This is a genomic window from Winogradskyella sp. (genome assembly GCF_013042245.1).
Lineage (GTDB): Bacteria > Bacteroidota > Bacteroidia > Flavobacteriales > Flavobacteriaceae > Winogradskyella.
Map to the genome: position 1 here is coordinate 1 of NZ_JABDQL010000101.1, position 10,575 is coordinate 10,575.

At 33.2% G+C, this 10,575-nt stretch carries 11 protein-coding genes and 1 pseudogene; 4 read left to right on the plus strand and 8 right to left on the minus strand.

From position 1 onward, the window contains the following. Positions 1–203: 203 nt before the first annotated feature. Together HKP48_RS08130 and HKP48_RS08135 are read right to left on the minus strand one after the other, a co-directional pair. A complete protein-coding gene (locus HKP48_RS08130; protein WP_296344678.1) occupies positions 204–662 on the minus strand; it encodes a cold shock domain-containing protein in 459 nt (152 codons plus the stop codon). 87 nt (positions 663–749) lie between these two features. Continuing rightward, complete coding sequence (locus tag HKP48_RS08135; protein ID WP_296344680.1) at positions 750–1,181, minus strand: DUF2452 domain-containing protein; 432 nt, start codon at positions 1,179–1,181, stop codon at positions 750–752. Positions 1,182–1,236: 55 nt separating this feature from the next. Here HKP48_RS08135 and HKP48_RS08140 point away from each other — a divergent pair, with 55 nt between their 5' ends. Then, positions 1,237–1,620, plus strand: coding sequence for a DUF2237 domain-containing protein (locus HKP48_RS08140; RefSeq protein ID WP_363928608.1), 384 nt, complete (start codon positions 1,237–1,239; stop codon positions 1,618–1,620). Here the strand turns inward: HKP48_RS08140 and HKP48_RS08145 are convergent. The 3 genes from HKP48_RS08145 to HKP48_RS08155 form a co-directional block, all read right to left on the minus strand. After that, positions 1,615–1,869, minus strand: coding sequence for a hypothetical protein (locus HKP48_RS08145; RefSeq protein ID WP_296344684.1), 255 nt, complete (start codon positions 1,867–1,869; stop codon positions 1,615–1,617). The two genes, HKP48_RS08140 and HKP48_RS08145, sit on opposite strands and share 6 nt — an antisense overlap. Before the next feature lie 517 nt (positions 1,870–2,386). Further along, positions 2,387–3,667 (minus strand): NAD(P)/FAD-dependent oxidoreductase, encoded by a 1,281-nt coding sequence (locus HKP48_RS08150; protein WP_296344686.1) that lies wholly within the window; start codon positions 3,665–3,667, stop codon positions 2,387–2,389. A gap of 12 nt (positions 3,668–3,679) precedes the next feature. Further along, positions 3,680–6,166: a zinc-dependent metalloprotease gene (locus HKP48_RS08155; RefSeq protein WP_296344689.1), complete on the minus strand. Its 2,487-nt coding sequence runs from the start codon at positions 6,164–6,166 to the stop codon at positions 3,680–3,682. A gap of 146 nt (positions 6,167–6,312) precedes the next feature. Between HKP48_RS08155 and HKP48_RS08160 the strand changes: the two genes are divergently transcribed. Next, entirely contained in the window at positions 6,313–6,588 is a 276-nt protein-coding gene (locus tag HKP48_RS08160) for a DUF3817 domain-containing protein (protein WP_296344691.1), read from the plus strand. Positions 6,589–6,636: 48 nt separating this feature from the next. Further along, entirely contained in the window at positions 6,637–7,869 is a 1,233-nt protein-coding gene (locus tag HKP48_RS08165; RefSeq protein WP_296344692.1) for a mechanosensitive ion channel domain-containing protein, read from the plus strand. Here HKP48_RS08165 and HKP48_RS08170 read toward each other — a convergent pair. Further along, positions 7,866–8,258 (minus strand): hotdog domain-containing protein, encoded by a 393-nt coding sequence (locus tag HKP48_RS08170; RefSeq protein WP_296344694.1) that lies wholly within the window; start codon positions 8,256–8,258, stop codon positions 7,866–7,868. The genes HKP48_RS08165 and HKP48_RS08170 overlap by 4 nt on opposite strands. A gap of 6 nt (positions 8,259–8,264) precedes the next feature. After that, positions 8,265–9,150, minus strand: a pseudogene (locus HKP48_RS08175) (DUF72 domain-containing protein). A gap of 152 nt (positions 9,151–9,302) precedes the next feature. On the opposite strand from HKP48_RS08175, the gene HKP48_RS08180 reads away from it, so the two are divergent. Then, positions 9,303–9,719 (plus strand): glyoxalase, encoded by a 417-nt coding sequence (locus tag HKP48_RS08180; protein ID WP_296344696.1) that lies wholly within the window; start codon positions 9,303–9,305, stop codon positions 9,717–9,719. Here HKP48_RS08180 and HKP48_RS08185 read toward each other — a convergent pair. Beyond that, the gene (locus HKP48_RS08185; RefSeq protein ID WP_296344698.1) at positions 9,716–10,393 is read right to left on the minus strand and encodes a DUF2461 domain-containing protein; all 678 of its coding nucleotides are present in this window, start codon (positions 10,391–10,393) and stop codon (positions 9,716–9,718) included. The genes HKP48_RS08180 and HKP48_RS08185 overlap by 4 nt on opposite strands. Positions 10,394–10,575: the final 182 nt, after the last annotated feature.

A 10,575-nucleotide genomic window follows, 5' to 3' on the forward strand; every position in this document is an offset into this window, starting at 1 on the left:
CTTGAGCGGATTAAGAATAATAATCAACGCCTAAAGGAGTTTGCATTATATGCCATTACAGGGCAATCCGCTTGGGAATTATGGAGAACAAGTACTAATTCAGTCATATATTAGAATATAGCCAAAATCAATAATAACAGACTTCATAACACAAAAAAAGCTAGCAAATATATGCTAGCTTTTTTTGTGTTATAATGCAGTAGTTAAACGCGTTTTACTTTAACGGCATTCATACCACGTTGTCCTTTTTCTAGCTCAAACTCTACTTTGTCGTTTTCTGTGATTTCATCAATTAAACCACTCACGTGACAGAAGTATTTTTCATTATTTTCTTCATCAATAATAAATCCGAAACCTTTTGAAGAATCGAAGAAATTTACTTTTCCCTTACGGATTGGGTCAAATTCTTCTTTCTCACCTGGTAATGTTTTAGGGATACTTACCTCTATGTTCTCTGCTTCGATTTCAATCTTATTTTCTGGATCTGGTGGCGTATCTGTTAAGTTACCGTTGTAATCTACATACGCTATTGGGATACCATCAGTACCATTAGCTTCTTTTTCAGCTTTACGCGCCTCCATTTTTTTACGTTTATCTTCGCGCTTTTTTAAACGTTTTTTTTCTTTTTCACTTTTACTAAATGTCTGTTGTGATCTACCCATGTATTACCTTAAACTGTTTTTTAAATTTGGCTAAAGATACCATTAATCAAGGACTTTTTCTCTATAAAATAAAGATATCTTAACCATTTACTTTTTTGACACTGCTACTTCTGTAGTGTTTTCGATTTTTTCCCAAAGGTAATCTGAGGTTAACCTGAAGCTTCCAAGGTATTCAAAATTACAAGTGTCGGGATTGATAATAGAAAGGAAAGGTTGTAATTTATCATTGTTGTATAAATGATATATTTCTCCAATTATTGGTTCAAAAGAAAACTTAGAATTTGTGATAAGTTCGTTATAATCAAGTACTTGCATTAAAGATTCGTACTCTTTTTTTAAAACTTCGTACTTGGCTTTTAAATGTTTATTAGCCTTGTAGATTTGAGAGTTTTTCCAGCTTCCGGTATTAGGTGCCTTAATCTGAGGGGCACTAAAACTCGTTGCATAAGGTAAAAAGGCAGCATTGTACTGTTCTTTTTCCTCATCGTAAACTACCATATCGGGTTTTTTTTTGGCCATTATAAGCTATTTCTTTTTCAACTTTTCATTGCAAAAATACGTATTTTTACAAGTAATAAACCTTAACAAATTCCCAAATATGCAAGCTCTTAATGTCTACGGAAAACCACTAATCTCTTGTTGTTATGAGCCAATGACAGGCTATTTTAGAGACGGTTTTTGTCGTACAATGCCTCAAGACACAGGGACGCACGTGGTATGCGCATTAATAACTGATGAGTTCCTAAAATATACTCAGTTAAAAGGCAACGATCTTACAACACCAATACCGCAATGGCAATTTCCAGGTCTTAAAGCTGGCGATAAATGGTGCTTGTGTATATCGCGATGGTTAGAAGCCGAAAAGGCAGGCGTAGCTCCTAAGATTGACTTAAATGCAACACACGCAAAAGCTTTAGAATTTACTAATTTAGAGATTTTAGAACGTTATGCGTTATAACTGATATAAAAGTCCAAACATTAATCTAGGCATTAAACTTGGTTGGTTTATCGCTTTATTTGCATCCTTAAATGTGAATTGTGCATCATCATTTTCATTGTCATTTCTCGGATTTACATTATCATCATCGGGACTGCAAGACGTATCATGCCCTTTTAATGTACTGTTGAAGAAGTAATCAAGTCTGGCTGCAACCGTTAGATGTAACTTGTTATTTATTTTGAAATGTGTTTCTGCTCCTAGTCCCAAACCAAATTATCAGGAAGTGACATCAAAATCTTCATTATCTCCAACATATTTAAAATTACCTCTAAAACTGGAATATCTAGGACCAAAAATAATGTATCACTTTTCAAGATTGAATAAATTAGCATCCCATAATGTATCTCATCGATAATCAAAAGCTTTTCCTTTTTCCTCAAGAATACCATTTGTGGCATTATTGATAAGTATACGTCTGGCATCGGCAGAATTACATGGATCTAAGCTAGTATAACCAATCCCGAATCTAAAGTCTATAGGTAAACTCTCTACTGGTCTTAGTGCAGTAATACCAAAGTTAAAGACTAGTCCTCGATTTAGTCCTGCGGAAAACCTAAGGCAAATTTAGAGTCTTTTAGAGTTGTGTTTTGAGAGTAATTAGTGAAAGTAATAGCTTGTAAGGCTAATAAAGCTGGAGTTTTTTTGTAGCTACATAATATAGATTTAGGTTAAACAACGCATTGCGTAATGGTTAATCTACGATTAAAAGCTAAAAACGATGTTTCTAAATATATTCAGAAGTTAAATTCTCGACTACTAGTCCATCTTCCAAACTCATAATAACGCCTTGTGCCGCTCTCTCTCCCGAAATCATAGCTGCGTTTAAGGAACCGTTAAGTAAATAATCTCCAGCCAAGAAAATAGTCGGCTTAATTTGTGTTTCGGTTGGTGAAATATCATATTGTAAGTCATCTATATCTGGTAACGCTTGTTTAATATAATACGTTTTAAGATGTTTTGAAACATAGATATCACATTTTGAAGCCAACTCTGCTTCTACTCTTTTGGTTAATGCCTTTTCATCTAAATCATGCGACTTAACAACCGTTACTGACAATAGTTCTTTAGTGCCTGTTTGCGTGGTTTCTAATGAATTATGATAAAAAATATTGTTTATTAAGCTATCTCCATCAGCTACCAATCCAATTAAAGGTTTGGAGATTGTTTTGTTTTCAGTTTCAAAATAGAGATTATAGCAGGATTTCCAATTAATATCTTGATTGTTGAGATTATCTATCAAATAACTTGCTCCTGAGGTTATAATAGAAAAATCCGTGTCAATAGTATTTCCGTTAGAGAGCCTAATCGATCTATCATTAACCGATTTTACTTTTGTATTAAAAATAAAATCCGTTCTTTTTAATTGCGATTTTAATTGTTCTGAAATGGCACCAATACCACTTTTAGGTAATACGGCTAAACCTTCACCAAACATCTTGTAAACAAATTCAAACATTCTGCTTGATGTCTTTAAATCAGGCTCTAAGAATATTCCAGAGAAGAATGGTCTAAAAAACTTTGCAATAATAGCATCTGAAAACCCTTTACCCTTAAGGTAATCAAAAGTTGACATGGCTTTAGATTCGAAAATAGATTCAATAGATTTTTTCTTTAAAGCTGAGTTTAACTTTAATATTTTCAACTTATCTGAAAAATTTCCGATTGAGGCGGATAAAGTAGGTAACAGTAAACTTAAATTTCGTAACGGATCGCCAATAGTTTGTTGTTTTCCTTTCAAAAATATGGTAGCGCCTGGCAAAAATTCCTGTAAATCGAGTTTATTAAAATCTAAATGTTCAATAGCCTTTGGGTAGGCATTAAGCAAAACTTGGAAGCCGCGGTCTAATTGGTAATCATCGACAACATCGGTCTTCACACGTCCACCTACGCTATTCGTAGCCTCAATGATTGTTGGTTTATAGCCGTGTTGCTCTAATGTTTTGGCGGCAATTAAGCCACTGATACCAGCGCCAATAATGTGTATTTTATAATTCTGTCTATTCATTATTATTACAACCTATTTAGGGTTAAGGATATTGTCAATCCTAGCAATAGCATCTCTATAGTGGTATTTAGTTATAGTATTTACTGCAGAATTAGCAGTAGATTTTAAACGATTCTTTAGAACGTTTAATTCACCTCTAACTAAAGCTCTTACATCAGACTGGTTTACATTGTAATATTTACGTGAACGAGCTCTATTCATGTCTTGAGTCATTAACATTTCAAGTTGATCAATGTGAGCTCGCTGCAAGTTTCTTCTGTAAACTGAAACATTTTGACCTAAACGCGCCTCAGACCAAATACCTTGTCGCAAATCACGCATCATCTCTAAGGCAGAATAATTAGTAGCGTCCATAGCGTTGTAATCAATCAATCGACCTATAGTTTCAAAACTCAAAATACGGTTTAGGTGTCTTGCTTGTATGCCTCGTAAACGCTCTGTGTAACCGGCATAATCTATTTTGTTTAAAATGTTTTTATCAACTAACCATGTTGGGTTTGTAAACGCATTTTTATGTAGCCATTGCATCGCTAATTTTTGTTGCGTTTTTGGCACCATGGAATATACATCACCAGATTGAGAAGGATTCTTTGTATCCTCATAAACACCTCCAATATGTGTTGTTACATGACCAACATATCTGTTCCAAACGCCAAGCATTTCTCCGTATAATTCAGCTAAATCACTATAATCGTTAGTTTGGTCACTCGTCCATTTTGGTAAATTTCCTGCTACAATCTTAAGATTACTTAAACCGTAAGTACTCGCTTTAATGCTATTGTTACCTATATCTTCGGTTTGTGACCTTGGGTCGAAACGGCTTCCTTGTCTGCCAAAAGCGTATTTTGGGTCCCCCGTTTTTGCGGATACCATTTTATCTAATATTTCAACTTCATCATCAGCCGAGTTAGCTTCAGGGTAATAGCGATATCCAAAGTTTATAGCATAATCATCATATGGTCCTAATTGGCGAATAAACCTAATATTTTGGTCACCAGGCTGAGCAATGTAATTATAACGTGCATAGTCCATTATTGTGGCAGCAATACCATTTTTTTGAGTAAATGCACCATCACGATAGTTTTCTACGTCATAAGCGTAGCTTGCAGCCATGTTATGAGGTAAACCCAAGGTATGACCAACCTCGTGAGCAATAACCATTTTCATCATTTCTCCAATATCACCTTCTGGTGTATCTAATGTTCTAGCAGAAGGATTAGCAGCTCCTGTTTCTAGCAAGTAACGATTACGGTATGAACGTAAATGATTATGATACCAAATGATATCACTCTCTATAATCTCACCAGTTCTAGGGTCAGAAACACTTGGCCCAGTAGCATTACGTGTGGTACTTGCTACATAGCGAATAACAGAATAACGAATATCTTCTGGACTGAAATCTGGGTCTTCTTCTTTAGTTGGTGGGTCTTTAGCAATAATTGCATTTTTAAAACCAGCAGCTTCAAAAGCTTTTTGCCATAGCTCTACACCTTCTTTCATGTAAGAACGAAATTTCTCTGGTGTTGCTGGATCTAAATAATAAACTATAGGTTTTATAGGTTCTACTAATTCACCTCTTTTGTACGCCTCAACGTCCTTAGGGATTAATCGCCAACGACGAATGTAGGTTTTTAGGTCAGCTTTCAATTTTTCGCTACTATAGTCATATTTGCTTAAGGTAAACCAGCCTACACGCTCATCAAAATAACGAGGCTGCATTTTATCTTTAGGCAACAGAATCATAGATTGATTCATCTGTATACTTATAGTTTCAGTGCCAAAACCAGAAGGTGGTTCTGTAGCATTATAGGTAAAGTCCTGAATGACTTCTATATTTTCTGGAAAACTTTTCACTGAATTAATAAAACTCCTAGACTTATCTAAATTTCTAACCTTATACTGTTTTCTGAATCTTGAAGGTAATCCACTTATGGCCTTAACGTCGGTACCATAAAAAGAACTTACGTCAATAACAATAGCTGTTGAATCTTTAGAGATAGCTTGAATATCAAAAGCATATAAAGTAGGTTCGTAATTATTGTTTTGTACAGAAATATTTATAGGCAAACTGTCTGAAGCAACAGCACTATATGATTTTTCTTTTATTAGAATTTTATCTTTAAAACGCTCCCATCTTATCAAACGCGAATTTGTTTTTGATCCAGCATTGACATAACCACCTCCAAGCCCTGATGGTAATTTAGCAAAACGACTCACCAATAACATATCCGTATTTAGATAATCATTTGGTATTTCAAAAAAGTATTTCTCATCAACAAGATGAACTTTGAATAATCCCTCATCAGTAACTGCATCTTTTGTGATTACTTTATCGTAATCCTTAATTTTTCCTTTCTTTTTATCTGTAGCCTTAGGTTTTACTTGTTCAGTTTTTGCATCTTTTTTACGTTTACGTTTAGATTGTGCCGCTGTGAAATTAAAACTTAAAACCAACAATAAACAAAGGGTTATAGCGAGATGTTTTCTTAAAAAAATCATTAAAAAATCGTTGTTAATTTAGGTTAGAAAGTGTAAATATAAATAATAGAATTTTAGTTTTTAATCATTTCTTAAAAGCTGTTAAAATGGCTTTAAAATCTACTATTCTGAAGTACTTTTGCAAGTGAATTAATTGATTTTATATAATGGTAATTTTTTTTAGACTTATAGCGTTTTTAGAAGGTGTTTCATATTTACTTTTACTCTTTGTGGCAGTACCTATAAAATATCTATATGGTGATCCACAATATGTAAAACTATTGGGAATGCCACACGGTCTTTTGTTTTTAGCTTATGTAGTTTTAGCGATTTGGCTAAGGCCAGACATTAAATGGAATCAAAAAGATTTTTTAATTGTTCTGGTCGCTTCCATTATTCCTTTTGGGACTTTTTATGTTGAAAAGAAATATCTTAAATCCTAAAAAGCATAGCTTAAATTCCTTAGGTTTATACTTGAAATTATTCAACAAATGAAACACTACCTATACGACATATTTATAGAAAAAGGATTTTCTGAAAGTACAGCTAAGTACTTAAATATGCTATTGCTATTAGTAGCCCTTCTTACCGTAGCTTTTATAATAGATTACATCACAAAACGTCTATTATGGAGGGTTTCTACTGGTATTGCTAAACGTACTAAAACAGATTTTGATGACATTTTAATAAAAAATAAGCTCCCAAGGAATGTTGCTCATATTATTCCCTTAATAATCATAATTGAATTTGTGCCTAAAGTTTTTTCAGACTTTTTGTATGTAGAAAATATTTTAGAAAAATCGCTAAAGGTAATTGCCATCTTTTTAACGCTCAACATCGTTAAATCCATACTGCACTCTATAAGAGATTACCTAAAAATATTACCGCGTTATAAAGACAAGCCTATTTATAGCTATGTGCAAGTATTTATGATATTTATGTGGCTCCTGACTATTTTTTCCGTATTTGCCATTATTACAGGAATTTCATTTTGGGAATTTATTACAAGTCTAGGTGCTGTTTCTGCACTTATCATTTTAGTATTTAGAGATAGTATTTTAGGTTTTGTAGCAAGTATTCAAGTCACAGTTAATGATATGGTGCGTATTGGCGATTGGATAACTTTTGAAAAATACGGCGCTGATGGTGATGTTACTGAAATTACGCTGGCTACTGTAAAGGTTCAAAATTGGGATAAGACTATTACAACTATACCTACTTACGCTTTAATTTCTGACTCATTTAAAAATTGGCGAGGCATGTCTAGTTCTGGCGGACGACGTATCAAACGCTCGGTTATTATAAAGGCTTCAACTATACGGTTCTTAAAAGATGATGATATCGAACGTTTAAAGAATATTCAATTGGTTACTGGTTATTTAACTCAACGCTCAAAATCTATAAAAGCAGATAATACGGAGCGAAATATTGATAAATCTGTGTTGATTAATGGTAGAAACCTAACCAATTTTGGAGTCTTCCGTAAGTACCTCCAAGAATACATTGAAAATCACTCTGCAATAAATAAAGAAATGACTTTAATGGTACGTCCGCTAGAGCAAACACCTCAAGGTATCCCTTTAGAAATTTATGCCTTTAGTAGTGACCAACGCTGGGTAAACTATGAATACATTGTTGGCGATATTTTTGATCATGTTTTAGCTGCTGTAGATTATTTTGACCTAGAAATTTTTGAATTAACAATAAATAATTCGACAACCTAATTATTACCCAATCTGTCTTTTACATATTCTATCTCTGTTTTTCCATGAGGTGAAGGTTTGCCGTGTTCGTCTAGATTGACCAAAACAATATTATCGACTGTGATAATTGTAGTTTGAGTCATTTTGTTACGGACTTCGCAATTAAGTACCAGAGATGTTTTACCAAATTTTACAACTTCGATACCAATTTCTATAATATCGCCTGTTATTGCAGAGCTATTAAAATTGATTTCGGACATATACTTAGTAACTATGTGTTTGTTTTCTAACTGAATAACGCCATAAAGTGCTGCTTCTTCATCAATCCATGCAAGCAATCTTCCACCAAATAAGGTGCCGTTGGGATTAAGGTCTTCGGGTTTTACCCATTTTCTTGTGTGAAATCTCATTATATTTTATAGTAATTTTTGTTGTTGTTCTTCATTAGGAATTTTTAAATCTGTTCCTAGTTTAGAGTTTAATTGTTTGATAAGATATGCTGAAAGTAAAGACGATTCTTTTTCAATATTTTGATGTACAAAGAAATTTATATCATTGATACCAGCGTCTTTCCAAATTTTCAATCGTTCTACCCAATCATCTAGCCTACTGTAATCACTTTGATGATTAGCTCCAACATATCGAATAAAAGCCCTAGAATTAGTTAAACGCGTGTGCATAATATCGCGTCTTCCTGCAGAATCGACAATTATTAGAGATGTTATTTTCTTCTAAGAGTTGGTATAAATCTTTAGCAACTGACTTGTCATTATACCAATCGGTATGTCTAAACTCAATAGCCAAGGGAACTTCTTTTGACCAAGATTCAGCAAAATTTATAACTCTATCAAAATCTTTGGGTGAGAAGTTGCTGTGCATTTGCAAAGAGATGCAGCCTAGTTTTTCTTTCAAATTAATAGCACTGTTTAAGTAATTATCGACCACCGGATTTATATCTTCATTCAGACGTTTCCAATGGCTAATCTCTTGGTTTAATTTTGGAAAAAATTTAAAATCATCTGGTATTTTATTATACCATTTTTCAAATTGCTCTGGTGGAAAAATCCTGTAAAACGTTGCATTAAGCTCGATAGAGTTAAATTGCCTTGAATAATACTCTAACTTATCCTTAGTACCGCGTGGATAAAAACCTTTGATGTCTGCTTTATTCCATTTGGCACAGCCCACAAAAATATTAAATTCTTTAGATGTATTTACCTTGAGAACATCAATAGTTTTGGGATGGTCTTTAGGCAATGTAAAGTCTATATCCTCTGGGTTATCAACACTTCCAAATTTCATATTATTTATTTTAAGATAAAGATACTAACTGAAGCTTTACTTTACTAGAAATTACGAATGTTAATAAGACCGTTAAAAAGATAAATACCACAAATAATATCATACTAGCTTAATGATTACATTTAATTTTGCATTAATTAATTCTCTTAGATATGGATTCCCGAACTAAAGATTTACTGGACATTAGACCTTTAATACCATCTGCTAAAATTTACGATACAATGTCTAGCGACGAAGCGTTTCAGAACAAAACACTTAGACCTATTGTGAAAATGCAGCATAGTTTGTTATTATCAGTTTTTAAAAATTACATCACAAAGCGTAAGAATGTGTTTTATGATTTGAGTTTAACAAAACAATTAGCGTACATAGAAAACGCTATTCATAAAGATATGAAGTTTAGAAACTCTCTTAAGGGTATGATTATCGGGCAGTTTACTGTTGAGGAGTACAATGCTTATATTCAGAATTCTTCAGCATTAAATAAGCGCATGATGAATATTGTAAAGGAGCGTCTTTTAGATAGCGTTCAAGCCTTTGTAAAGCCAGAATATTTAAAGGTGATTTAAAGCAAGGATTCGCCATTAAGGTTAGTTGTCAATACATCACTCATGTAATCTAGATATGGACGTGCGTCTTTAAAAGAATTATTTACATTTTCTATAAAACCATCTGCTAAAACCTCTTTGTCGGTGTAGTTTTTAGTAAAAACAAACTGTTTCTTGCGTATTAAATCTATATCTGGGTGAGTTTTATCAAAGCCTCTAGGTGCTGTTTTAAGTTCTTCACCTACAAAATCTCCCAATATAGTTTTAAAGGTCTTTTTGTTCAATATCTCCCGAATTTCGTCTGAGTCCAATTCAAATTCTTTTCTAATTCGCATTAAGTCTTCCTTATTTGGCTCCCAAAAGCCAGTAGCTATAAACGACTCATTATTAGGCTGAACGTGTAAATAATAGCCACCTCTTAATTCTGGTTTTTTTCGATGAAATGAACCTCCAAAGTGTGTTTTGTATGGTAATTTATTTTTCGAGAAACGAACGTCTCTATAGATTCTAAATACTTTGGTTTTATCAATAGTATCGTGAATATTCATTAACTCGCCTAGGTGATTATAAGTCGCTTTTATTTTTCCTTCTACAGCTTTAAACTCTGGTTTATGCTCATTAAACCAATCTCTATTGTTATTTTTTTCTAGTTTTTTTAAAAACAGAAACGTATCTTTAGGTATCTGATGACTCATTTACTTATTTTTTATAAAAATAAAAAAATGCCAATGGTTAAACGTGACATTTTTACTTAATTATGCGAATCAAGAGTTAAATATTAGTGTTATAAAGGCTGCGGCTAATCGTCCATAAACATGTAGACTCAGTCCTTTAGTAGATCTCACCTTACTCGCTTTCTGTATATCTGATTTTTCAA